At 47.1% G+C, this 23,181-nt stretch carries 24 protein-coding genes; 12 read left to right on the top strand and 12 right to left on the bottom strand.

Annotation, left to right across the window (positions count from 1 at the left end; translation table 11 throughout):
• Positions 1-231 precede the first annotated feature (231 nt).
• The gene (locus AVZ68_RS14950; RefSeq protein ID WP_059105375.1) at positions 232-1,044 is read right to left on the bottom strand and encodes an HAD family hydrolase; all 813 of its coding nucleotides are present in this window, start codon (positions 1,042-1,044) and stop codon (positions 232-234) included.
• Positions 1,045-1,132: 88 nt separating this feature from the next.
• Between AVZ68_RS14950 and AVZ68_RS14955 the strand changes: the two genes are divergently transcribed.
• The 6 genes from AVZ68_RS14955 to AVZ68_RS20515 all read left to right on the top strand — a co-directional run bounded on the left by AVZ68_RS14955 (position 1,133) and on the right by AVZ68_RS20515 (position 8,036).
• Complete coding sequence (locus AVZ68_RS14955) at positions 1,133-2,800, top strand: ABC-ATPase domain-containing protein (RefSeq protein WP_059105376.1); 1,668 nt, start codon at positions 1,133-1,135, stop codon at positions 2,798-2,800.
• A 480-nt stretch (positions 2,801-3,280) separates the two neighbouring features.
• A complete protein-coding gene (locus AVZ68_RS14960; protein ID WP_059105377.1) occupies positions 3,281-4,237 on the top strand; it encodes a glycosyltransferase family 2 protein in 957 nt (318 codons plus the stop codon).
• Positions 4,221-4,628, top strand: coding sequence for a GtrA family protein (locus tag AVZ68_RS14965; RefSeq protein WP_059105378.1), 408 nt, complete (start codon positions 4,221-4,223; stop codon positions 4,626-4,628). Before AVZ68_RS14960 ends, AVZ68_RS14965 begins: the two co-directional genes overlap by 17 nt.
• Positions 4,618-7,221, top strand: a complete 2,604-nt coding sequence (locus AVZ68_RS14970) for a YfhO family protein (RefSeq protein ID WP_180316716.1) — start codon at positions 4,618-4,620, stop codon at positions 7,219-7,221. The genes AVZ68_RS14965 and AVZ68_RS14970 overlap by 11 nt, the downstream gene beginning before the upstream one ends.
• Positions 7,222-7,591: 370 nt before the next feature.
• Positions 7,592-7,762, top strand: coding sequence for a hypothetical protein (locus tag AVZ68_RS20325; RefSeq protein WP_157404681.1), 171 nt, complete (start codon positions 7,592-7,594; stop codon positions 7,760-7,762).
• A 100-nt stretch (positions 7,763-7,862) separates the two neighbouring features.
• On the top strand, positions 7,863-8,036 hold the full coding sequence (locus AVZ68_RS20515) for a glycine zipper domain-containing protein (protein ID WP_180316717.1): 174 nt from the start codon (positions 7,863-7,865) through the stop codon (positions 8,034-8,036).
• A gap of 104 nt (positions 8,037-8,140) precedes the next feature.
• On the opposite strand, the gene AVZ68_RS14975 is transcribed toward AVZ68_RS20515, so the two are convergent.
• Complete coding sequence (locus AVZ68_RS14975; RefSeq protein WP_059105380.1) at positions 8,141-9,568, bottom strand: 4-hydroxyphenylacetate 3-hydroxylase family protein; 1,428 nt, start codon at positions 9,566-9,568, stop codon at positions 8,141-8,143.
• 652 nt (positions 9,569-10,220) lie between these two features.
• Here AVZ68_RS14975 and AVZ68_RS14985 point away from each other — a divergent pair.
• Complete coding sequence (locus AVZ68_RS14985) at positions 10,221-11,030, top strand: Fpg/Nei family DNA glycosylase (RefSeq protein WP_059105382.1); 810 nt, start codon at positions 10,221-10,223, stop codon at positions 11,028-11,030.
• A gap of 74 nt (positions 11,031-11,104) precedes the next feature.
• Positions 11,105-11,911, top strand: coding sequence for an alpha/beta fold hydrolase (locus tag AVZ68_RS14990; protein ID WP_059105383.1), 807 nt, complete (start codon positions 11,105-11,107; stop codon positions 11,909-11,911).
• A gap of 40 nt (positions 11,912-11,951) precedes the next feature.
• Here AVZ68_RS14990 and AVZ68_RS14995 read toward each other — a convergent pair whose 3' ends face one another.
• On the bottom strand, positions 11,952-12,200 hold the full coding sequence (locus tag AVZ68_RS14995) for a hypothetical protein (protein WP_059105384.1): 249 nt from the start codon (positions 12,198-12,200) through the stop codon (positions 11,952-11,954).
• 118 nt (positions 12,201-12,318) lie between these two features.
• On the opposite strand from AVZ68_RS14995, the gene AVZ68_RS15000 reads away from it, so the two are divergent.
• Positions 12,319-13,005, top strand: a complete 687-nt coding sequence (locus AVZ68_RS15000; RefSeq protein ID WP_059105385.1) for a queuosine precursor transporter — start codon at positions 12,319-12,321, stop codon at positions 13,003-13,005.
• Positions 13,006-13,262: 257 nt separating this feature from the next.
• On the opposite strand, the gene AVZ68_RS15005 is transcribed toward AVZ68_RS15000, so the two are convergent.
• Complete coding sequence (locus tag AVZ68_RS15005; protein WP_059105386.1) at positions 13,263-13,646, bottom strand: VOC family protein; 384 nt, start codon at positions 13,644-13,646, stop codon at positions 13,263-13,265.
• A 359-nt stretch (positions 13,647-14,005) separates the two neighbouring features.
• On the opposite strand from AVZ68_RS15005, the gene AVZ68_RS15010 reads away from it, so the two are divergent.
• The gene (locus tag AVZ68_RS15010; RefSeq protein WP_059105387.1) at positions 14,006-14,635 is read left to right on the top strand and encodes an N-acetylmuramoyl-L-alanine amidase family protein; all 630 of its coding nucleotides are present in this window, start codon (positions 14,006-14,008) and stop codon (positions 14,633-14,635) included.
• Positions 14,636-15,198: 563 nt separating this feature from the next.
• Here the strand turns inward: AVZ68_RS15010 and AVZ68_RS15015 are convergent.
• From AVZ68_RS15015 to groES, 4 genes are all read right to left on the bottom strand, one after another.
• Entirely contained in the window at positions 15,199-16,053 is an 855-nt protein-coding gene (locus AVZ68_RS15015) for a manganese catalase family protein (RefSeq protein WP_059105388.1), read from the bottom strand.
• Between the two features lie 346 nt (positions 16,054-16,399).
• Positions 16,400-16,705 (bottom strand): C-type lectin-like domain-containing protein, encoded by a 306-nt coding sequence (locus AVZ68_RS15020; protein ID WP_059105389.1) that lies wholly within the window; start codon positions 16,703-16,705, stop codon positions 16,400-16,402.
• Positions 16,706-17,306: 601 nt separating this feature from the next.
• Positions 17,307-18,947, bottom strand: coding sequence for a chaperonin GroEL (gene groL / locus AVZ68_RS15025; protein ID WP_059105390.1), 1,641 nt, complete (start codon positions 18,945-18,947; stop codon positions 17,307-17,309).
• A 50-nt stretch (positions 18,948-18,997) separates the two neighbouring features.
• Entirely contained in the window at positions 18,998-19,282 is a 285-nt protein-coding gene (groES, locus tag AVZ68_RS15030) for a co-chaperone GroES (RefSeq protein WP_059105391.1), read from the bottom strand.
• A 229-nt stretch (positions 19,283-19,511) separates the two neighbouring features.
• Between groES and AVZ68_RS15035 the strand changes: the two genes are divergently transcribed.
• Both AVZ68_RS15035 and AVZ68_RS15040 read left to right on the top strand, forming a co-directional pair.
• Positions 19,512-20,228 carry a CPBP family intramembrane glutamic endopeptidase gene (locus AVZ68_RS15035; RefSeq protein ID WP_059105392.1) on the top strand — a complete coding sequence of 239 codons (717 nt, stop codon included), beginning with the start codon at positions 19,512-19,514 and terminating at the stop codon, positions 20,226-20,228.
• 1 nt (position 20,229) lies between these two features.
• A complete protein-coding gene (locus tag AVZ68_RS15040; protein ID WP_059105393.1) occupies positions 20,230-20,433 on the top strand; it encodes a DUF4305 domain-containing protein in 204 nt (67 codons plus the stop codon).
• 139 nt (positions 20,434-20,572) lie between these two features.
• Here AVZ68_RS15040 and AVZ68_RS15045 read toward each other — a convergent pair whose 3' ends face one another.
• From AVZ68_RS15045 to AVZ68_RS15060, 4 genes are read right to left on the bottom strand one after another with little or no spacing between them, the layout of a single operon-like run.
• A complete protein-coding gene (locus AVZ68_RS15045) occupies positions 20,573-21,382 on the bottom strand; it encodes an STAS domain-containing protein (protein ID WP_180316718.1) in 810 nt (269 codons plus the stop codon).
• Between the two features lie 59 nt (positions 21,383-21,441).
• Positions 21,442-22,170, bottom strand: coding sequence for a twin-arginine translocase subunit TatC (gene tatC / locus AVZ68_RS15050; RefSeq protein WP_059105406.1), 729 nt, complete (start codon positions 22,168-22,170; stop codon positions 21,442-21,444).
• A 31-nt stretch (positions 22,171-22,201) separates the two neighbouring features.
• The gene (locus AVZ68_RS15055; RefSeq protein ID WP_059105394.1) at positions 22,202-22,387 is read right to left on the bottom strand and encodes a twin-arginine translocase TatA/TatE family subunit; all 186 of its coding nucleotides are present in this window, start codon (positions 22,385-22,387) and stop codon (positions 22,202-22,204) included.
• A gap of 19 nt (positions 22,388-22,406) precedes the next feature.
• Entirely contained in the window at positions 22,407-23,045 is a 639-nt protein-coding gene (locus AVZ68_RS15060) for a redox-sensing transcriptional repressor Rex (protein ID WP_059105395.1), read from the bottom strand.
• Positions 23,046-23,181 lie beyond the last annotated feature (136 nt).

Below are 23,181 nucleotides of genomic sequence, written 5' to 3' on the forward strand. Positions count from 1 at the left end.
AGGTAAGCGCAGATTGAGAGTTTCACACACACATTTCAGCCTGTCATCCGCCCTCCTCTCACTCACATTCGCGCCCCTCTCACTCACATCCGCCCTCCCCTCACTCACAACCCCCCTTCTCACGCACATCCAGCTCCTGCCACCTAAAAATACACCGACTCCCCCGCGCCAAACACAAAAAGACCCACTCCCTCCCTCGGGAATAAGGCCTTCCATCGTGCTTCTCCGTTATTAAAAACAATCCGTCACACTTGCCACTACCTGCACACCTGCTTTATCGATCACAGGCTTTTGCGGGTGAATGTACACCGCATCCATCCCAAGCAGAACGGCAGGAGCAATTTCATTAATGAAGTTATCGCCAATACTTACTGCTTCTTCCGGCTGCACATCGTAGTGCTTGAGAAGATGCGCGAGCTGCGCGTCCGTTTGAGAGGGTTTCGTTGCTGAGGTGATGCTGTGCTCGAAGACGCCTTCCAACCCCAGCTCTTTAAAAAGTCGCCCGACGTCGTCATGATCACTATTGGTCATGAGCACGATTTGGCTACTGTTCTTAAGCTGAAGCAGGTTTTCACGTAACCCTTCCAACGGCTCAAGTGTAAATTCATCGGAAACCATGTATTCTTTCGTTGCCAAATAACTGGAATAACAGTCACGAACGCCGTGGTGCTTCGCGCAAACAAACGGGTACCACCAACCATCGCCGATCGCGATCATATCCTCAAAGTTAAAGGAGAGTCCCCCGGGGTATGTACGACTTGCCTCCTCCTCGGACCAGCTCTCTCCTTCCCAGTCATGTACGGCCGTCACTCTCAACGTCATCGGGTCAATGGAAAGCACCGCATCGCGCTGGACGTCGTAGGCTTTTCCAATTTGAACGACATGGTTGCCCGCTTTCATGGCCTCATAATCAAGTTGAAACTCAGCCTTGTCCCTTTTGGCTACGTTCGCTTTTAAATGGTCGGCATAGAAATCAAAGTGATCGGTTCCTTCATAAAGCGTGCCGTCTAAGTCAAACACGACAAGTTTGTATCGATCGAGCATATGCGTTTCCTCCTCATTGTTCTGTTTCTATTTTAGCAGATACAATGATACCATAGCAGGAGACTTTTAGATAAAGGTGTGTTATCGATTGAAGAATCTTCAAGCACAGTTAAAACGAATGGACCAAAAAGGCTACAAGGCGTACAAGGACATTACCGGAAGCTACTCGTTTCCTTCGTTCACGCTATTTGTCGATCACATACAAGCGGACCCGTATGCCCCACCTTCTCGCCTACGCGTCCGCTATGATCTGCAAAAACTACCGCTTCAAAAAGAGTGGCTGCAGCACTCCTTTAGCGCTGAGGTGATTGGCGATTTTCTTGCAAGAGGGCTAAAGCGCGCATTAACGTCCTCCCGTGCCCTCACTGTGGACGCGCCAGGTCAGGAAATCCTCGCGCGCACAGCAGTAGCGATTACCGATCAGTTTCTCGAGTTCCGCTTATCCGTCAGTCTGCCAGCAGCGGGGCGCAAAATCCTTGGCAAGCAGGCGAGTCAAGTGTTAACTGCTGACTTGCCAAAAGCGTGTGACCAAACGGCGTTTCAGTTTAATCAAGAGGATCTTGTGGCACAGCTCGAATGCACGGCCAACCAGTTCGCGATTCGGAAGGCGATGACAGAGAACGGCTGGGTAGGTTTTGTCGCCAACAGCTCGATTCTCCCAAGAGTGAGCGGCGTCAGCAATAAGCCTCTGGCTACCGGTAAAGTCGTCAGCTTTCAAGCACCCAAAGAGCGGGAGAGAACGGTAACGGTGCCGTACGGAGAACCCATCAAAGGAATGGCGATCGAAAAAGGCGTTACCGTCATCGTCGGGGGCGGCTACCACGGGAAAAGCACGTTGCTGAAGGCGCTTGAGCGTGGAGTTTACAATCATATTTTAGGAGACGGCCGGGAATATGTGCTTACCGACGACAGCGCAGTAAAGGTCCGAGCAGAGGACGGGCGTCGAATTGAGAAGGTTGACATTTCACCGTTTATCTCCAACCTTCCTTTCGGCAAAACAACGACAGCCTTTCAAACCGAAGATGCGAGCGGAAGCACTTCTCAAGCCGCAAGCATCATTGAGGCGATCGAAGCAAAAGCGACGACCCTCTTGCTGGACGAAGATACGAGCGCCACGAATTTCATGATTCGCGACGCCCGCATGCAACGTCTCGTGCACAAAGACAAGGAACCGATCACTCCGTTTATCGATCAAGTCCGCCCTCTTTCTACCGAACTTGGTGTATCAACAGTTCTCGTTGTCGGCGGGGCAGGCGACTATCTCGATGTTGCTGATACCGTGCTGATGCTTGATGAATACAGCGTTTTTGATGTGACAGCCCAGGCGGGTGTTGTTGCCGAGGAGATTCAAACCACACGGACCAAAGAAAACAAAGAGACGCTCAAGCGGCCTACAGAGAGAAAAATGGGGCTCACCTCCGTTCAGTCATCCGACCAACGAAAAGGAGCAGCTGCGAAAGGGCTTCACACCATCATGCATAACAAACAAGCACTCTCTCTTTCCTTCGTGGAACAGCTTGTCGACACTTCCCAAACGCGAGCGATTGCGGCGTGCGTCAATACGCTGGCCAGTCAGGAAGCTTCCAGCTCCAAGTCAATAGCTGAACTCATTGATTCGCTTTATGAAACGATTGAGCAAAAAGGCCTAGATGGCCTCAGCTCCTTCCGCGGTCACCCGGGGGACCTAGCGAAGCCGCGCAAACAAGAGCTTTTCGCCGCGCTGAACCGCCTGCGTTCGCTTAGAGTGAAGAATTGATAGAAAAGCGCAGGCGGGTCGCTTAGAAGCACGGATTTTGGAAGGCCTGTCTTGGGCTTGATCTAGCGGCGTGAAGAAACCTCGAGCGAGGGGGCGCCGCAGCTAGACAATACCGAAAAATGAAGGCGGGTTGGTCAGGAGCGAGAATTTTGGAGACCTGACAAAAGGAATCCCGAACTCGGATTACGTTGTCAGGGCGAAAAATCTCGAAGCTTCTACCCGCCGCAGCTAGACATAAAGGACTGCCTTCAAAACCGAGGCAGTCCTTTCTCACTCCCCCCTCTACACTCCCTTACGAAATTCGTACCACTTCGTCAAAAAACGCACCTCTTTTTGACTACTCTTTTAGGTCTCCCCACACTTTTCGTTAATTTTTAATCCCTACGTAACGGTTGTTTTCGCTAAAATCGGGTATCCTAATGAGAGATTGCTCCTTTTATGTTTTTAAAAAGAGACATGAACAGCATGGAGGCGTAAGACATGGATAAACCTTTATTATCAGTCATAGTTCCATCATATAACGAGGAACAGAACGTTGAAGCGTTTTATTTTGCCCTGCGTGACGTTCTCGCAACCACCCATTACCGGTGGGAAGTGATTTTTGTCGATGATGGCAGTTCGGACGAAACGCTCCCTTTGATCCAGCGTCTGTCTACGTGGCATTCGTCCGTCAAATATGTATCGTTCACTCGCAACTTCGGAAAAGAAGCAGCGATCTTGGCCGGGTTTCAGCATGCCAAAGGCGACTGCGCCGTGATCATCGATGCGGACTTGCAGCACCCAGTGGAGCTCATCGGAGAGTTGCTTCAAGGCTATGAAGAAGGATACGATCAAGTGATTGCTTGCCGCGACCGCAAAGGGGAGAGCTTAGTACGTAGCGCCGTTTCCCGGCTGTATTATAAGTTGATCAACCGCGTCGTAGACGTTACACTTGAAAATGGCGCTGGCGATTTCAGGTTGCTTTCAAGACGCGCAATGGATGCACTGCTGGTTATGAGTGAGGGGAACCGTTTTTCAAAAGGCCTCTTCTCTTGGATCGGCTTTGAGCAAAAAACCGTGCATTATGAAAACGTTTCTCGTAAAAACGGGGATTCGAAATGGTCCGCTTCGAAGCTGATCAACTACGGAATTGACGGTATCATTTCCTTTAACATGAAGCCCCTTCGCCTTTGCTTGTACGCTGGTGGCTTTATCCTCACGATCGCGATGCTCTACATCTTTATCATGTTCATTCAAATCTTGCGAACGGGCGTTGATGTGCCTGGCTATTTCACGATGATTTCAGCGGTGCTCTTCCTCGGAGGAATCCAGCTCGTATCGCTTGGCATTATTGGCGAATACATCGGAAGAATTTATAATGAAACGAAACGTCGGCCGCATTATTTGGTGAAGGAAACCAATTCAAGCAGAGAGAAGCACTATGAGCATGTTCAGTAAGCTCGCATCCAACGAGATCATTCGTTTTGTCATTGTGGGCGGGATTAACACGGGAACGTTCTACGTGCTTTTCCTGCTCTTTCATCATGCCTTGGATTTGTTTTATTTAGCGGCGCACATCCTGGCCTTTCTCCTAAGCATGGTGGGCTCTTACTTTCTAAACGTGTTTTTCACATTCGGCGTGAAGCCTTCCTGGAAATCATTTTTCCAATTTCCGCTGACGCAAGTGGTCAATTTATCGGTATCCAGTGCACTTGTATTCGTTCTCGTGGAGTGGGTTTCGCTGCCCGCAACGTTCGCACCGATCCTTGCTGTCTTTTTTACCGTTCCAATCACCTTTATCATCACAGCTAAAATTCTAAAACGAGATGGAGTTCAACATGAGGCGTAATCACTGGCTACTCATACTTGGAGGAAGCGTGCTATTTGCCTTTTTGGCGCACGCTTTTTTCTTCTATGAATGGACAAACGACCGATTTATGGTCGGACCCAACGATGGGATGGCGCAAATGCTTCCCTTCAAGTACTTTCTGTATGAACAATACAAAATCGGCGAATTTTTTTATTCCTTGCAGTTTGGCCTTGGCGGAGGCATCTATTCGCAGCTCGCCTATTACTTTTCCACAAGCACGGTCTTTTTTCTTACGTTTCTTGTTGTTTTCCTCGGTGAGTTCGTGGGCCTGTTTCAGGACATCGATACCGTTTTTTGGGGGCAGGCGGCTGTCTTTGTGAACGCAATTCGCCTTGCTGCGGTTCTGTTGATTTCCACCTATGTGTTTCGTTACATAAAAATCAAGTGGCCGTATGCCTTTCTCGCGGCTTGTTTGTACGGAGCGAGCGTCATGTATTTTCGCCACGCCTCGTTCTGGGAATTTTTCGCTGACGCTTATCTTTGGCTTCCCCTTTTGGTCCTTGGCGTTGAAAAGTTGATTCGGGAGAACAAACCGTTCTGGCTTATTCTCGCGATGAGTCTCTCCCTCATCAACAATTTCTATTTTGCCTACATGAATTTTATTTTCATCGCCATCTATGCGCTCCTTCGATGGGTGATTCGTCTGCCAGAGGATCGTTTGTCGATTCCAAAACAAGTGAAGTCCTACATCCCGATTGTGTTGCTAAGCTTTGCGATTGGAGCGATTAGCTTCATTCCAGCCGTCTACGGGTATTTAAGCAATCACAGGCCGCCATTCACCGACGAGATAGAGCTCTTTGACCTCCATGATAACATTCTCTATGCAAGCAGGCTCTTTCTTTTGCCGGCATTGTTCGTGTTCTTTGCGTTTATCAAGCGCTTGTACCAAGACCGGACCTTCGTGCTTTTTGCCTGCCTGGGCTTCCTGTTTATCGTCTTTCACTACAGCCCATTTATAGGCAGTGCGTTTAACGGGTTTTCCGCCCCTCAGTTTCGGTTTGAATATATGGGCTCCTTTGCTGTCGCTGGTGCTGTAGGCGTTGGTCTTCAGATGCTGAAATCCGTTCCGAGAAAACAGTTGGTTACCGGGCTTGCGGCGATGCTACTCCTGTATGCACTCGTCTATCTCATGGATGATTTTTCGCTCTCTGTATTGAACCCAGCGCTCGCCTTTTTCGCTTGGGCGCTAACGGTGGTCGTTGGTGTTTTGCTTCTGTGGCTTGGGACAGCCAAACCAGCCATGATTACGCTCGTGACAACGACCCTAGTCTTTCAGCTTATCGCTGCCAATGTCGGGCAAAAAGAGTTTCTTTCCGAGAATGGAAACCTCCAAGATTCGACGCGAGCCTTTATGGAAAGCGAGGACTACAATGAGGACGAACAGCGCTCGCTTATTCATGCGGCCTTAGAGGAAAATGAAGACCCACTCGCCCGGGTGGAGTGGGTGGCGGACTATCGCAACAATACGCCGCTTGTGCAAGATTTTTACGGCAACAGCGCCTACTCAAGCGTCTTGAACGATCAACTGCTGTTCTTGTACTACCATGATTTAGAGATCGACATGGGCAGAGAAAGCGTTAGCCGCTATTCAGGGTTCGGTGACCGTGCCAATCTCCACAGCATGCTGCAAGTGCGCTATAAGCTTGTGGCCAAAGACAGCGACGACCCGATTCCCTACGGCTTTACGCTCCACTCTGAAAACGAAACATACGAGCTCTATGAAAACGAAAACGTTCTCCCTTTCGCTAGAACGACTTCCACCGTCTACTCAAAGGAAGACCTAGAAGAAGTGAGCCCATTAACCCGCGAACATGCGATGCTTGATGGGATGATTTCAAGCAATGAGAGAGCAACGAGCACACTTGAGGACCCACCGGATTTAATGGAACAAGCCGAGATTGAAGCCGTTGGCGGAACCTATGAGAATGGAACCCTTGAGGTGACAGAAGAAAAAGGAGGCATCGACATCATCCTTGGCGAGCGAGACGACGCAGTCCAAGACGATTATCTCTCGTTTTTCCTACTGAATAATTCAGAAACGGCTCCACTTTTTTCCCTGAAGGTCAACGAATTTAAAACTTCTCGGAAGTCGTTAGAGTCGATTTACCGAACGAACGTCAACGACATTACCATTCGCGTAGAATCTAGCGACATCCTCTCCTTGCGGGTACCTGAAGGGAGCTACACACTCACAGATTTAGAGCTATATAGTGAGACTTATGACCCCCTCCAGCAAGCTGTCCAAGAAGGCAGCGAAGAACCTATTGAGACAAGCGTTGACGGAGGAGAAATTAGGCTTCAGTACGACAATACGACAGACGACACCCATGTGGTTCTTCCTGTTCCTTTTGAGAAAGGATGGGAAGTTGAAGTCAACGGAGAAAAGCAGCCGGTGGAACAGCTCAATTACGCCTTTCTTGGCACACAGCTTGTCCCTGGCGAAAACGACATTACGTTTTCTTACCTGCCCCCGTACTTCCGGCTCTCCCTCTCCTTAACGGTCGTTGGTCTTCTAGCCACAGGAGGATGGGCGTACTATCGTCGTCGAAAAACCCCCCGCAGTCGCTCTTAGGACCTGCGGGGCTTCCTTCTTCGCTTCTAAGCTGTACTGAAATGAACGTCGGGGCTCCTGCTCACTGAAAAAACCCTTGCATGAATAGCTGCTTTATGATATATTATTTGTTAAACCCTTAAACGAGCGTTTGGACAATGAAACTAGGAAAGCAGGAAAGACTCACTTATCCAGTAACAGAAACCTGAATTTTCTTCTTTTTAAAAACCCTCCTCCGGCTCCCGACACACATTTTTTACAAAAGAACCGTCATGAAAACTGTTTTGCTGCATAGACTAGTCAAATAGCTCTTTTTATTGTTCACACTGTGGTTACGTTTAACAACGACACTTCCAGGTCTATTTATTCATTATGTAAAGGAGGGATCTCCATGCATTTACGCTATCTATTTGTTGTATTTGTGCTTGTGCTCCTCGTAGCAGGTGCTGCTATGCTGCTGAGCGGTTTTTCTGAAGCTGTTACAGCCGGTATGCTCTTTGTTTTATTTCTCGCAGGGGCCACAACTACACTGTTACTAAAGCCAAAGAAAGCCAGGGGCTAACGAAAGATCGTCGATGCCAAGACGTTTGTCTTTAACCAATGCCGCTGATTCGCTACAATAATGACAGAATCGCAGATAATGCAATCAGGAGGATACAACAATGTCTGATAAGAAAACCGAACCGACCAACGAATCCCTAGGCATTATTATTGGATTGGTTGTCGGAGTCGGCCTCGGCGTCGCTCTCGATAACATTCTCATCGGGATCGTCCTCGGAATCCTTCTCGGGACGATGATTAGTTTCTTTCAAACCAAAGACAAGAACGGCACATGAAGCAGCGACTCGAAGAAAAGACGGGTCGCTGTTTGTTTGTATGAGATGCTCCCTACCTTCTTTCAAAACCCAAAAAGCCGACCAACCGCCGGATTTTGATAGGTTTATACATCCTCTAAAAACGAAGCTATCCAATCCGTAAACGGTTTTTTTTCAAAATAGTAATATAGAGCAGATGCGGTTCTTACCGGGTCTCCAAAGAAATACCTTTCATACAATGTTTGCCGTGTGCCAAATTCACTCATCGAGAAATCACGGGCAAGCCGAAGAAGAGCGACTTTCTCCTTCGCCGTGTGATGCTCGGCACGCAAAAACCTCTCAAGCAGCTTTCCCACAGGCGAGTCGAAATCCTTCTCGCTCGGGGCTGCAATGAAGCCACTCGCCCCTAAAAGCTGTAGGATCTCGACCAAGCGTGGGTACGTCGATTGGTAGTAACAAACACAGGCCTTCATTGGCGCAAGTTTCGGTACAAAGAAGCCGTATTCGTTTTTTTCTGCTTGCGTTTCTGCGGAATAAACAAACCCACGCATCGCTTCAAGGGCCACGATAATTTCTGAGACTTTTCCTTGAACATGCTGAAACTGGCGGATGTTTAACATATCCACAATCGACTCGGCCATACCAAGGATCCACTCGGTTTTCGCAATCTGGCGGTTGGCTGCTTGAAACAGAATGAACGCTTCCCCACCGGTCTCAATCAATGCCCCTTCCGTCAGCGCCTCATTTCGGTAGAGAAAAACGCGCTCCCACGGAACCAGCACATGGTCAAAGACGACAATCGCGTCGCCTTCCTCGAAGGAAGAAGAAAGCGGATAGTCATACGCCGAGTCTTTCCCAAACGGTGGCCGTGATAAAAACGTGATCCCTTCCGTATCTGAAGGAATGCAAAAGCCGTACAAATACGCACTGTCCTGAAAGGCTCCTGTTGGCAGCACGAGAACTTCATCCGTGATCCCACCTTGCGTGGCGAGCAAACGCGCTCCGTCGATCACAATGCCTTCCTTTGTCTCCTCCACAATTTTAGCGGCAATCGCCTGTTCCGTGATGCCGTCCGGATAGAACGGTTTGCGGCTGATCGGCGGATTCACGAATGTATGGGTGAACGTCAAATCCAGCTCCTTGGCACGAGTATAAATTGCTTCAATACTCTCCCCGTACTCCGTCCCCGCCTGGGCAAAGTAGTCTTTCGCTCCCGCTAAAACGGTAATCAGCGTATTCACATACTCTGGGGAGCGGCCAAGCACCCCTGCGTTCTCCCTCGCCCACACTTGTGTCGCTTTACGTCTTTTTCCAAGATGGTCTCTTGTCGTTGGCAGTTCATACGAGAAGTTGGACTCTCCATCGTCCGACTGCAGTAGCTTCGCGTACTCTGGGTCATGAACCATGTCATAGAGCGCGGCCTTTTGCTTCAGGACAGCACGGAAGGCCGGATGCTCTGTTACATGGCTGGAGACACGCTCTCCTTCCATCCATACCGTGCTGTTCAGCCGGCTCACCCTCTTTAGAAATTCCTTCCCCGTCACAATTCCCACTCTTTTTCCCTCCTTGCTTTTAACGTATGCAAAAGAAAGTCACTCGGGCACTCCCTTCAAACGCATAGCTAGAGCCAACCTCGAACAAGCTATACCGAAAAGCGGAGGCGGGTTGGGCAGGAGCGAGAATTTTGGAGACCTGACAAAAGAAATCCCGGTTTTGGATTACGTTGTCAGGGCGAAAAATCTCGAAGCTCCTACCCGCCGCAGCTAGACAAGAAAAGCGGAGACGTCCTGCTCACGAGCGACAAGTTCTGGAAGACCGCCAGATCAAGCCCGCCTTTGGCTTGATCTGGCGGTCTGAAGATATCTCGAGCGAGTGGACGCCGCAGCTAGACATCGAAAAGCGCAGGCGGGTTGGGCAGGAGCGAGAATTTTGGAGACCTGACAAAAGGAATCCCGGTTTTTGGATTACGTTGTCAGGACGAAAAATCTCGTAGCTCCTACCCGCCGCAGCTAGACAAGAAAAGCGGAGACGTCCTGCTCACGAGCGACAAGTTCTGGAAGACCGCCAGATCAAGCCCGCCTTTGGCTTGATCTGGCGGTCTGAAGAAACCTCGAGCGAGTGGACGCCGCAGCTGGACATTGAAAAGCGGAGGCGAGTCATCAAAAATTTGCTCGACCCAACCGCCATGTCCGAGGAGGAACCCCTATGCCTGAACTACCCGAAATGGAAACGTACCGCCGCCTTCTGAGCGAACGTATCTTACATCAACCGATTTCTAGCATTATTGTCAACCGGGAAAAGTCGCTAAATGTATCCACTCGTGTATTCACCGCTTACGTTCAAGGTCAAACGATCACCCGCCTCGCACGCAGAGGCAAACACCTGCTGTTCTACCTTTCAAACGGCCGTGTGCTCCTGCTTCACCTTATGCTTGGAGGCTGGATGTACCTTGGCACAGAGGAAGACGCTCCAGATCGAACCAAGCAAATTATTCTCTCCTTTGAAGATCAAAACTTATATTTCATAGGCCTCAGGCTCGGCTATTTGCACCTCCATGACGAGGAGTCACTACAAGAGGCGCTTCATTTGCTCGGCCCAGAAGTGTTCCTGCCGCCGCTTTCATTTGCTTCGTTTGACCAACTGATCGGCAACAGCCGTGCCCGCATTAAATCGTTTTTCACAGATCAAAAGCGAATGGCTGGCGTTGGCAATCTCTATGCCGATGAGATCTGCTTCTCTGCCCAACTCCTTCCCACCCGAGCGCTCAATAATTTAGGAGAAAGCGAGCGGCAAGCCCTCCACGCAAGCATTTCGTCGGTCTTTCAAGCGGCGATTGAGAAAGGCGGATACATGGAGGACCGACTATATAAAGAGGATGCGCTGACAGGAGGCTACCGCAATCATTGCCGCGTGTACGATCGCGGAGGCGAGAGATGCCAGCGCTGCGGTTCAACAATTATCCAGGAAGAGCTTTCGAAAAGGAAAGTGTTTTACTGCCCCGGCTGTCAGTTTTAAGAGAGAGGTTCTTATGTTTGAATTTCAAGCGTAGGGGAATAGGGCTCTAAGAGCATATTGAAGGAGTGATAGAAATGACACATTTGATTGAAGTAGAAGGTGGTACAAACATTTTCGTCGAAGATACTGGAGCAGGGCAACCGGTGATTTTGCTTCATGGCTGGCCGGTCAATCATAAGATGTTTGAGCACCAAATGACCGCTCTTCCGGAAAATGGGTACCGCTTCATCGGTGTCGACTTGCGCGGCTACGGTCGGTCCGACAAACCTTCCTATGGCTACGACTACGATCGCATGGCCGATGATCTAAAGGTCGTGATCGACACGCTTGGACTTAAAGATGCGGTTCTCGGCGGCTTCTCCATGGGCGGCGCAATTGCCATTCGCTACATGGCCAAACACGGAGGTAAAGGCGTTTCAAAACTCGCCTTACTTGCTGCCGCTGCCCCTGTCTTTACTCGGCGAGACGACTTTCCATACGGGCTCCCCGCGGAAAATGTCGACGATTTAATTGAAGGCGCCTATAGCGACAGAGCTCAAATGCTTGCTGACTTTGGTGAGCTGTTCTTTGGGCAAAAGCCGAGCGACGCCTTTAATGGCTGGTTCCACTCTCTTGGAATGGAGGCTAACCCACTCGCAACCATTGAATCCGCTCGTACGCTAAGGGACGCGGATCTCCGAGCAGACCTTGCGTCTATTTCCGTTCCAACCGCGATTTTGCATGGCAAGAACGATCAGATTTGCCCCTTTGACCTAGCGGAACAAATGAAAGCCGGTATTAACGATGCGACCATTGTGCCGTTTGAGGAAAGCGGCCACAGCTTATTCCACGATGAGCACGAGAAGTTTAATGAAGAGCTTTTAGCGTTTATCAAAAGATAACCGCTCAAAAAGCGCTGATTTCCACAGAAATCAGCGCTTTTTACACGAGAAAGGCAACAACGACTACGAACATAATCCCAACGGGCACAAGCAAAAAATACAGCCACGATAATTGGTTTAAGCTCTTTTCGCTACTGTACGTTTGATCGTCCTTTCCAGCCAGGAACAGCGTTAAAGCCAGTGCTACGGCACAAACCACAAACGCGATGATAATCAGCGTCCCCACAAACACCCTCCCCCCTAAAAGCACCTCGTCCCTTTCACTATAAAGGCAGACTAACCGTGCCATGAGTTTCCACCTTCTCTTTCTAGAACAACTGTGATATAGTGTAGCACATTGCCGATCTACTCTCGCAATGCCGCAGTTCGAAACTTCCTGCGTTATCAAAACTAAGGAGAGGATTGTTATGCCGACAGAAATCTTCGGCCTCATGGTTGCCCTTATTAATTTTTCGATGCTTGTCTTGTTCTACAAATGCTTTGGCAAGACAGGCCTGTTTGTGTGGATCGGCTTTGCGACGGTCCTGGCCAACCTCCAAGTCGTGAAAACCATTGAAATACTTGGGTTGATCGTCACACTTGGAAACGTGATGTATGCCACCACCTTCCTGGCGACAGATCTACTCAATGAAAAATACGGAAGACCGACAGCAAAACGCGCCGTTTGGCTCGGCTTTGCCACGCTCCTGTCCGCCACGGTCATCATGCAATTGGCGCTTCAATTTGAGCCACACTCAGAGGACATTGCCCAGGAACATCTCGCCTTTATCTTCGAATTGATGCCGCGAGTGGCCGCCGGGAGTCTTGCTGCCTATTTAACCAGCAACTTACTAAATGTCTACATTTTTTCGTTCTTTAAAAAGCTGCTGCCAAACCCATCACTGCTCTGGGTTCGCAACAGCGCCTCCAGTCTGATCGGGCAAGCCTTTGACACGCTTATCTTTTGTTCGATTGCGTTTCTAGGCCTGTACAGCATGGACATTTGGGTTGAAATTGCCCTCACCACATATATCATGAAATTCCTTGTTTCCTTAATTGGGATTCCGTTTATTTACTGGATGAGAGCGATGAAACCGGTGGTCCATCAGAACTAGAAGACAAGACTCCCGACACAAAAAGCGAGAGAAACAAGCCCTCTCGCTTCTTTGATTACACTTTATCTTTCCACATTTCTTGTTCAAACTCTTTCAGTTGATCTTCGACCATTTTTCCGATCATATACTTAGGGTCGCATTGCTGTTCTAGAATTTTTTCTTGTTCCGCGATCGATTCCCGGCTTGTGAAATTGCTTTCCTTATCATACCATTTCTATTTCTTCTCAAGCATCCGATCAATGCTCACTAACCATTCGTTACTTCTGCGCTATCTGTATAAGGTTTCCGCAAGTATCGTCGAAGACAGCTATTGTGACTTCCCCCATTTCTGTCGGCTCCATAATAAACTTCACGCCGTGTTCCAGCAAACGGTTATATTCTTTGTGAACATCTGCCACGCCAAACATGGTTGCTGGGATGCCTTCGGTAAAAATTTTCTTTTGATACTCTTTAGCGGCTGGGTTGGCGTTCGGTTCGAGCAAGAGCTCCGTACCATCTTGATCATCAGGAGAAACAAGAGTGATCCACCTAAATTCTCCGACGGGAACGTCATGCTTTTTTACAAAGCCTAGCGTTTCTGTATAAAAGTCTAATGCCTTGTCTTGGTCTTGAACGAATACACTGGTAACAATGATTTTCATAACTCCTCCTAATGGTCATTCTGTGTAGTATTATTTGCCTATATCTAAAAGTATAAGCATTATCACTCTGAAAATTGGTGCATTTTGGATTGGTTATGATAGTATGGCGAAAACAGACCTTAGGTTTTATACTAATCCATTATAAAACCTGTTATTCAATATGCGTATGATCTTTCACCCCTTTTGCCCCCATTTCATTTATCCTACAAAAATCAGCTCACTATATTTGTAAATCCATTATTCACACAACCATATTCTGTAATCTCGTACTCTTATTGTAGTGTTTTGTGTCGAATCTATTGTTTTATCATTTGCACTCTCTTAAAATTGTGACATGAAATGACAAAGAGAGGTGTATTATGGTGAAAAGAATCTATGTCCAGTATTGCATGCTAGCTCTACTAGCGATTGCCTTCCATACGCTCTTTGTTTCCGATTCGGAAGTCTCTGCAAGTGTCCGTGATCAAACGATTGTGATTGATGCCGGACATGGCGGCAGTGATTTTGGGGCTGTAGCTAATGGACTGTATGAGAAGGAACTTGTGTATGATGTAGCACACAGAACAAGGGGACTCCTTGAAAGTTCAGGGGCGAACGTGGTTATGACGAGAACCGGCGATTATTTTGTTGCACTGGAGGAGCGTTCCCGCATTGCGAATGCGAACAATGCTGACTCCTTTGTTAGCATCCATGCAAATGCAGCAGCACAAATAAGCGCGAATGGGACAGAAACCTATCATTTCCCCACAAGTGCGGCAGGACGATCACTCGCCACCTCGTTGCAACAAAATATGGTTGCTACATTTAATAGCAGGGATCGAGGCGTAAAAGCAGCCAACTTCAGCGTCCTTCGCAATACGGAAATGCAGGCGGCCTTGGTCGAATTAGGATTCGTTACGAATCAAGCAGAAGCAGAAGTAATGAAAACAAACGCCTTTCGTAATCAAGCAGCAAGCGCAATTTTCAATGGACTAAATGAAAACCATTAAAATCTCATTTAGTCAGAGAAGATCTCTTGTTCTCTCTTAACCACGCCAAAATATCTTTGAGAAGGTATCACGCAGACATATACTTAGTTTTCAAGACCTCAGAAGGGCGTCACAGATGCCTTTCTTTTGGTCCCGCGCTTCTGCCCTGGACTGAACTCCTCTTTCACATTTCTTGACTATTACAGATTTCCCTCCCTTAGTGATTGAACAAACTGGCCCTATGGTTTATTTAACTTTATTGAGTACTTTTTGTCTTTCTCACTCAACATGTCAATTTCCTTAATAATTGTACTGGATTAGACATATGATACACCTCCATTAAGCTGTACTCTTATTATACCTTCTATTCGATCCAATCTAAAGTGTTCGACGGCCCACGTACGGAGGAATGCTCCCAACCTTCTTCCCGATAAGCGCTCCTTTGATTCATTCTCTTCTCCACTCTCAACGGTGTGTAAACATTGACAGATCGTTCTGCTCGTTGTTTTTCGCAAACAAAACACCCCAAAAGCGAGTTTCGTCACTAGCTTGTGAGGCGCAAAGGGGGGCGGGGATCTTTTGAATTAATTGTTCATGTCACTAAGTCCAGGACTGTGCTCGTTAGGCATAGAAGGTAACTGCGGTACTGGAGAGCCTGCCGGGGGAGGTGAGACCGATAATTCGCCGCCATTTCTACTTGGAGATTGTCCTTGAAGAATCTCTGCCATTCGAGTTTCGTCCAGTCTGAAATTGAATTGTGTGTTATGATACCCCATATCCACAAATTTTCTGCATTCAGGATACTTGTTGATATCGTAATTAGGGATTGGGAACACCTTCCCCCATTCCACCCCAAGAGTTTCAAGTGCTTTAGCAAAAGCATTCTGATGGGCATTATCACGAACAATTAAAAAGCCAAGTGTCTCTCTGAAAGTTGCATTAGAACTCATTTCGTAAATCCTTGTTTTTTGCAGTACACCAGTGGATTCAAGTGCAACGTTATTCAGTAAATCAGCCGCTAAGTTTCCGTGACTGTACACCCATGAGCCGTTCCAAGGATTCCCTGAAGCATCTACTGGTAGAGAGGCTTGTGCCCCGATAATATAATGATGAGGATTGGCATCTTCTGCTGCGGTATCCAGTGGAGCATTATTTGAAGCTTGATTTCCTACACCTGGCTCACCGGACTCGTCAAGTAGTGCGTTAATGGTATTTTGAACAAGCTCGACATGTGCAATTTCTTCCAGAAACACCCCCCGTAACAAATCACGATATTGCTTTTCTTTCCCTCTAAAATTTGAACTTTGGAAAAAATATTGCATCATCGTTCGCATTTCTCCATAATGTCCCCCAAGAATTTCTTGTAAAACTTTCGCTGCCGCTGGATCAGGCTTATCCGGTTTTATGATATTAATCAATTCTTCTTTGTAATAATACAAGGCTCTTCCTCTTTTCTTTTTAAAGTATCTTTACGACCTTTTTTAGTTTGAACACTTTTATAAAAAGAATACGAAGCGATTAAATACGCTTTTCATCGCAAAAGAAATCATTACTAAAAAACCATCTGAACCCTTTATGAACAGCAAAAAGTGATTAAATTTTATTCATCCAAAAAAAAAGCCACATCCTTTGAAAGAATGCGGCCCACAAAGAAGACGAACTGTTCGTTTTTCACCTATTGTGTATGTAGATATTGCCAACTAAACTCTGTCGTTACTCGCATCAATTCCGATTTCTGTTCCTCTACTTTTTCTTTCGTGTTCGGCATGATACACATCCCCTATATTAAAAGGGTAACTCCTCATCTGAAATCTCGCGTTTTTCTGGATAAGACTCCCTTTTTTCCTTGCTGCTTGATTCTTTGATTGCTTTTGTTTTTTCTAACAAACGTACTCTTCCAAACTTTTTTTCGTATAAGTCACGAATCCAAACCTTTACGGGTGCTTTCCATTGTTGAGTAGGTGAAGGGATATTTTTCAGTAAGCTTTTCGGTTTCATACCAAGCTCTTTTGCCATTTGTATGTCAGCCTGATTTAGACGACAACGTTTTTTAGCTTCTACCCAATTGGAATTCTGGTTGTTCTTTCCCATTACTTTTAATTCCTCTCGATAAAAAATGATTATAGTAGAACCCCCACATATTGCAAGCAACCGCTGGCGAAGTTCGGCTGCCCAGCCGATACATTAAAGTGTGCGTTGTAACCATACACAAAAATGGACGTTGTAATATAACTATTGGCATAAAAGGACAGAAGCTGTCAAGGCCGTTTTGAGACTTTAGAAGAAGCTATCAAAGCTAGAAAACTCGCGGAAGAAAAGTTCCATAAGCCTCACTTGCTAGGGTAAAAATTAAGACTTTGATCTATCGACCGCCTCTAGTAGAAACTCATATGAAGCGTTTGCTAGAAATCGCTGAGCTTGATCCTCCATATGCGTCACACCCTTGCAACGATGCCTAGGAAAAGCGTAACTTAGGTTAGGTCATTCAACAGGGTCGGCTGTTACAACTGGAACATACATTCACCAGTTCGAAAAACTAAAAAAGAAGCCTCCGAAAGAATTAACACTCTAACGGAAAGCTTCATTTTTCACCTCGAAACAGGCTTTTTGAAAAGATGGCCAGGTCAAAAGGGTCATTCAGTACCTTTTATACCCCTGTAACCCTTGGTGTGTCTAACTTACACCAATTAGATTACATCATGCCGCCCATTCCGCCCATGCCACCCATTCCGCCCATGTCAGGCATGCCGCCGCCTTCGTTTTCCTCAGGCTTATCAGCAATAACAGACTCGGTCGTTAGGAACATCGCGGATACGCTTGCTGCGTTTTGCAGCGCATAGCGCGTCACTTTAACAGGGTCAAGGATTCCTGCTTCGACCATGTTGACGTATTCGCCTGTGGCGGCGTTGTAGCCAATACCAACGTTTTCGGTTTTCAGACGCTCAACGATGACAGATCCTTCAAGGCCAGCGTTGTGAGCGATTTGGCGTACAGGCTCTTCTAGGGCGCGAAGAACGATGTTGACACCTGTTGATTCGTCCCCTGAAGCTTCCACGCCACGTACGGCTTTAAGAACATTAACAAGCGCTGTTCCACCACCGGCAACGATGCCTTCTTCTACGGCTGCACGTGTAGAGTTCAATGCGTCTTCGATGCGCAGCTTACGCTCTTTTAGTTCTGTTTCTGTGGCTGCGCCGACTTTAAGTACGGCTACGCCGCCAGAAAGTTTCGCAAGGCGCTCTTGTAGTTTTTCTTTGTCAAATTCAGACGTCGTTTCTTCAACTTGTCCTTTGATTTGACCCACGCGTGCGGAGATTTGGTCTGGCTCACCCGCACCTTCAACGATCGTGGTGTTCTCTTTTGTGACAACGACTTTTGCAGCGCGACCAAGAGAATCGATCGTTGTTGCTTTAAGATCTAGGCCAAGGTCTTCAGTGATGACTTCACCGCCTGTAAGAACGGCAATGTCTTCAAGCATCGATTTACGACGGTCGCCGAATCCTGGAGCTTTGACAGCTACAGCGTTGAATGTGCCGCGAAGCTTGTTCACCACGAGTGTCGCAAGAGCTTCTCCTTCAACGTCTTCAGCAATGATCAAGATCGGACGGCTTTGTTGAACGACTTGCTCTAGCACAGGAAGAACTTCTTGGATGTTGGAGATCTTCTTATCTGTGATTAAGATGTACGGGTTCTCAAGCACGGCTTCCATTTTGTCGTTGTCAGAGACCATGTAAGGAGATGCGTAACCGCGGTCGAACTGCATGCCTTCGACGACTTCTAGCTCTGTTGAGAAGCCTTTCGATTCTTCAATCGTAATAACGCCGTCATTGCCTACGCGCTCCATCGCTTCTGCAATGATTTGGCCTACTTCGTCGTCGCCAGAAGAGATGGAAGCGACTTGGGCGATAGACGCACGGTCATCGATTGGGTTTGAAATTGAACGCAATTCTTCCACTGCGGCTGCTGTTGCTTTTTCAATTCCTTTGCGGATGCCCATTGGGTTCGCACCGGACGTAACGTTTTTCAGACCTTCGCGAATCATTGCTTGTGCAAGAACCGTTGCTGTCGTTGTACCGTCCCCAGCGATGTCGTTGGTTTTGCTTGCAACTTCTGCCACAAGCTTGGCACCCATGTTTTCAAATGCATCTTCAAGCTCAATTTCTTTGGCGATGGTCACCCCATCATTGGTGATTAACGGCGAACCGAATTTTTTCTCAAGAACGACGTTACGTCCTTTTGGTCCAAGCGTTACTTTTACTGCGTTTGCGAGTGCATCCACACCGTTAAGCATGGAACGGCGCGCGTCTTCACTGAACTTAATTTCTTTAGCCATGAATGTCAGCCTCCTAGTATGTTGGTCGTTTCTACTTGTTTCCAAACTTTTTAGCCGATAACAGCTAGAACATCGCTTTCGCGAAGAATAAGATAGTCTGTACCTTCATACTTTACTTCTGTACCTGCATATTTTGAGAAGATGATGGCATCTCCTTCTTTCACTTCTAGCGCTACTTTCTCGCCGTTGTCTGTTACACGACCTGTGCCTACAGCAACCACTTTCCCTTCTTGTGGCTTTTCTTTTGCGGAGTCAGGAAGTACAATCCCACTCGCTGTTGTTTCCTCTAATTCGATTTGCTCGATCACAATGCGATCACCTAATGGTTTTAACAAGGAAAACACCCTCCTTTGAAGAGTATGTAGGTTTTTATTAGCACTCGACATGAATGAGTGCTAACACAATTATTATGATAATCATTCCCGGGAGGTTTTGCAAGTGATTTGATTGACTTTTTTTGTCGAATGGACAAATTTTCTCGAAGAGCTGAGATCTGAATTTCTGGGCAAACTATGATATAGTAGAAAAAAATTGAACACGATACTTGAAAAAAGGAGCTTCACTGTGACCTTACGCTACGTTTTTATTTTGCTTACTTATGCGATCGTGCAACTGGGACTTCCTTTTCTGATTGTACCCGTCCTATTAATGCTTGGCTTTAACACGGAAGCCGAGCTTCTTGGAATCACGACCGTCTTTAGCTTTACCGTCGGGTTGATTGTGATCTTGATCTTATTAAAGCCAGAACGCGAACTTGGCGGTGGACTGCGCAGAACGAAATCAAGTGCCGGGATGACGATTGTATGGTCGATTGTTGGGGTCTTCCTTGTCTTCTTTGCCCAATATCTGGCTGCGATCATCGAGCTTCTTCTAGGAATTGATCCTGGCAGCGAGAATACACAGCAGCTTGTGGAGTACGCACGTGCCTTCCCTCTTATTATTCTGGCAATCGCGGTTGTTGGTCCCATTCTGGAGGAAATTGTTTTTCGAAAAGTGTTGTTCGGCTGGGTGTATGTGCGCACGAATTTTTGGGTGGCAGCCTTATTCAGTTCATTAATCTTTGCGGTGGTTCATTGGGACTTTACGCATATTCTCATCTATACGGCCATGGGCTTTTCCTTTGCGTTCCTGTATGTCATTTCAGGACGCCTGATTGTTCCAATCATTGCCCATGTGGCGCTGAACTCTTTTGTGGTCCTGACACAGGTCGTGTTTTACGACGACATTCAGCGCTTTCTAGAGGAGTACGATCAAGTGGTTCAACTTATTTTAGGGGTGTAATATGAAGGTTTCGCCAACGATTTTTGGGTTTCTGTTTTCGTTTATGGGAGTGGTATTTGTCTTTCTCGCGTTTCGGCGATTCGAGGATATGGGAGAATGGGATTTTCTCTCTTATTTGTTTGTTGCTGTAGCGACATATGATTTTCTGACCGCCTTTCGTTTCTTTCGTCTTGGGGCTCTTATTCGTAAGAAGAACAACAAATAATCATTTTAAGTCAAAAAACACCGTCAGCGTTGACGGTGTTTTTTGGCTACTCCGGCGGGTAGAAGCTCACGATGTTTCAGTCCTTCCCTGAAATCCAAGAGCGCGATTTCTAGTTCGCTTCTGAGCAACGCCTGCTTGCTCATAGATCGGTTTCTAAGGCATCCGCGAGGGAAGGCCGAATGGAGATTGATTCAAAGTTAATCCCTAGCTGAACAGCCGTCTGTGCAATTTCGGGACGAATGCCGGAGAGCGTGGTTCGCACACCAATGATTTTCAGCGCTTCGAGCAGCGTAAAAATCTTCTGAGCGACCATGGTGTCAATAATGACAACCCCGGATAAGTCGACATATAAATGACGGACCTTTTTTTCTGAGCACTGTTCGAGTGTACTCTCTAATATGATCTTCGCTCTTGCTGTGTCAATATCGCCCACAAGCGGCAGTAGCGCCTTATGATCTTGAAGCAATATGACCGGTGTGCTCAGTTCATTAATCATTTCTTTCTGTGCCTCTAACTGCTTTGCGGTCGTATCATTCGTTTTGGCGATAACGATTTGAAGCGTACGATCAAAAAATTGAGTAACCCACACCTTCCATCCATCCAACCGCTCGTAAGAAAAGGCATCAGGCCTCTCTCTGCTAAACCGGTCCACATACCGCAAGTAATGATCTCGGGTGTTGGCAAACTCGCGAAAAATGTATTCGAGCCTAGTGAACATGTGGCCGCTATCTTTTCCAACGCTTTCCACCCAATCGTTGAACACAGGTAAATAGTTTTCTTCCTCTTCTACTAATGTGCGATTGACTAAGCGAATATACTCTAAATTTTTCATACGTAATGCCCCTAAAACGGCTGGGTCCTCTTCATCAAGGGCCTCAAACCACTCACGATTCACGTCTTTCGCGTGGTTTTCCATATACTCGAAAAGCAGCTGACTGTCTTGAATCACCCAATCTTCCTCCTTATAGTCGTGAGGTTGAGTTGAACCCATGCTAAGGGCTACAGGAACTACACCTCTTTTTCGTTCTTAGACACTTGTTGGTACCGTCTATATGTGAAAACAGAAATCGCAATGCTTACTTCATATAAAATGAACAACGGCACGGTTACGAGCAAATGAGAAAAAAGTTCTGGCGGCGTGATCAGACCCGCAATGACGAGTAAGACAAAATAGGCGTATTTGCGAATTTGACGTAAGAAAGCAGGAGTCACCAAGCCAATTCTCGTTAAAAACATAACCACGACTGGCAATTGAAACAGAAAGCCAAACGGGAGGGTCAATTGAAACAGAAACGAGAAATACTCGTTAATGCCGTACTGCTCGGTAATGTTTAGCCGCTCGGAAAGCCGACTCATAAAGTTGATGATATTTGGAAATAAAATGAAATACGAAAAAGCCAGTCCACCTAAAAATAAGAGGAACGCAATCGGGATATAGGCAAGCGTTGCTTTTCGTTCATTCTCATGAAGCCCAGGAGCAATAAAGGCCCAAAGTTGGTACAGAATCACGGGGATAATGATAATGACTCCGACTGCAAGCGAGAAATTCATAAAGATCCGGAAAGGGTCGGTCATTCGAAACGCGTTCATCGGCAAATCCTGCGCTTGGGGCGCTTGCTGCAGGAACGTGATAATCGGTGTAGAGAGGAAAAAGCCGCCAATGAGAGCGAGCACAAAAAAGACGAGGACAATGATAATCCTGCGCCTTAATTCCTCCGCATGGTCCATTAAGGACATGTCCCCAAACGGGGCATGCCCTTGTTTTACGTTACGCTTTTTCTTTTTGTGTGTTTGGTTTTTCATCGTCATCATCCGCTAATCCTTTAGTGGCGTTTTTAAATTCGCGTAGCGTGCTTCCAGCAGCCTTCCCAAGCTCCGGCAGCTTTTTCGGTCCAAAAATCAAGAGTGCGACAATGGCAATCAGGATTAAACTTCCACCGCTTAATGGTCCCATGGTTGTGGCCTCCTTTTCTTTATGATAACGGATAGTGCTTAAGAAAGTAAACAAGCGCCTGCAATTCGATCGCTAAATCAATATGATGGACGCGTATATGATCCGGCACCGACAAACGAACAGGTGTGAAATTGAGAATACCGCTAATTCCCACTTCAACCAAACGGTCGGCAATCTTTTGCGCTTGCCCAGCCGGAACGGTTAAAACGGCAATGGAAACATCCTCCGTACTGCCTTCACTTATCTCGTTCCAATTTAGAATGGGGACGCCGCCCACTTCAGTCCCAATTTTTTCAAGGTCGATGTCGTACGCCTTTGTAATTTCCGTACTATTGTTTTTCGAAAAATTATACTGCAGAAGCGCCGTCCCTAGATTACCCACCCCAACAAGCATCACATGGGAGCGCTCGTCCTGGTCGAGCTTTTTTCTAAAAAAGGAAAGCAGGTAGGAGACGTTATAGCCGTATCCTTTTTTTCCCAGATCCCCAAAATAGGAAAAATCCCTTCTGATCGTTGCAGAATCCACCTTTACCGCATGGCTCAGCTCGGTTGATGAGACCCGCTCTTTTCCGGACGCATGTAAGTTCTCCAGAGAGCGATAATAAAGCGGCAGGCGTTTTGCTGTTGCCTGTGGAATCTTCAGTTGTTCAGATTTCATGTCTGCCCCTTTCTGCTTCCCCCGGACAGCCTCCGCTTGGATTCTCTTCTATTGTACACTATTTTGGCCAAAATGAAAGAGCGATCACCCCTCCGATGCTTGGGATTTCATTCACTTTGATGTAAACTAAGGAGAG

This window comes from Shouchella shacheensis (assembly GCF_001484965.1).
Lineage (GTDB): Bacteria > Bacillota > Bacilli > Bacillales > Bacillaceae_D > Shouchella > Shouchella shacheensis.

Excerpts from the sequence above, each read along its gene's own strand:
- AVZ68_RS14950 (WP_059105375.1), bottom strand. The coding sequence starts at position 1,044 with ATGCTCGATCGATACAAACTTGTCGTGTTTGACTTAGACGGCACGCTT.
- AVZ68_RS14960 (WP_059105377.1), top strand. The coding sequence starts at position 3,281 with ATGGATAAACCTTTATTATCAGTCATAGTTCCATCATATAACGAGGAA.
- AVZ68_RS14965 (WP_059105378.1), top strand. The coding sequence starts at position 4,221 with ATGAGCATGTTCAGTAAGCTCGCATCCAACGAGATCATTCGTTTTGTC.
- AVZ68_RS14970 (WP_180316716.1), top strand. The coding sequence starts at position 4,618 with ATGAGGCGTAATCACTGGCTACTCATACTTGGAGGAAGCGTGCTATTT.
- AVZ68_RS20325 (WP_157404681.1), top strand. The coding sequence starts at position 7,592 with ATGCATTTACGCTATCTATTTGTTGTATTTGTGCTTGTGCTCCTCGTA.
- AVZ68_RS20515 (WP_180316717.1), top strand. The coding sequence starts at position 7,863 with ATGTCTGATAAGAAAACCGAACCGACCAACGAATCCCTAGGCATTATT.
- AVZ68_RS14985 (WP_059105382.1), top strand. The coding sequence starts at position 10,221 with ATGCCTGAACTACCCGAAATGGAAACGTACCGCCGCCTTCTGAGCGAA.
- AVZ68_RS14990 (WP_059105383.1), top strand. The coding sequence starts at position 11,105 with ATGACACATTTGATTGAAGTAGAAGGTGGTACAAACATTTTCGTCGAA.
- AVZ68_RS14995 (WP_059105384.1), bottom strand. The coding sequence starts at position 12,200 with ATGGCACGGTTAGTCTGCCTTTATAGTGAAAGGGACGAGGTGCTTTTA.
- AVZ68_RS15000 (WP_059105385.1), top strand. The coding sequence starts at position 12,319 with ATGCCGACAGAAATCTTCGGCCTCATGGTTGCCCTTATTAATTTTTCG.
- AVZ68_RS15005 (WP_059105386.1), bottom strand. The coding sequence starts at position 13,646 with ATGAAAATCATTGTTACCAGTGTATTCGTTCAAGACCAAGACAAGGCA.
- AVZ68_RS15010 (WP_059105387.1), top strand. The coding sequence starts at position 14,006 with ATGGTGAAAAGAATCTATGTCCAGTATTGCATGCTAGCTCTACTAGCG.
- AVZ68_RS15020 (WP_059105389.1), bottom strand. The coding sequence starts at position 16,705 with ATGGGAAAGAACAACCAGAATTCCAATTGGGTAGAAGCTAAAAAACGT.
- groL (WP_059105390.1), bottom strand. The coding sequence starts at position 18,947 with ATGGCTAAAGAAATTAAGTTCAGTGAAGACGCGCGCCGTTCCATGCTT.
- AVZ68_RS15040 (WP_059105393.1), top strand. The coding sequence starts at position 20,230 with ATGAAGGTTTCGCCAACGATTTTTGGGTTTCTGTTTTCGTTTATGGGA.
- tatC (WP_059105406.1), bottom strand. The coding sequence starts at position 22,170 with ATGTCCTTAATGGACCATGCGGAGGAATTAAGGCGCAGGATTATCATT.
- AVZ68_RS15055 (WP_059105394.1), bottom strand. The coding sequence starts at position 22,387 with ATGGGACCATTAAGCGGTGGAAGTTTAATCCTGATTGCCATTGTCGCA.
- AVZ68_RS15060 (WP_059105395.1), bottom strand. The coding sequence starts at position 23,045 with ATGAAATCTGAACAACTGAAGATTCCACAGGCAACAGCAAAACGCCTG.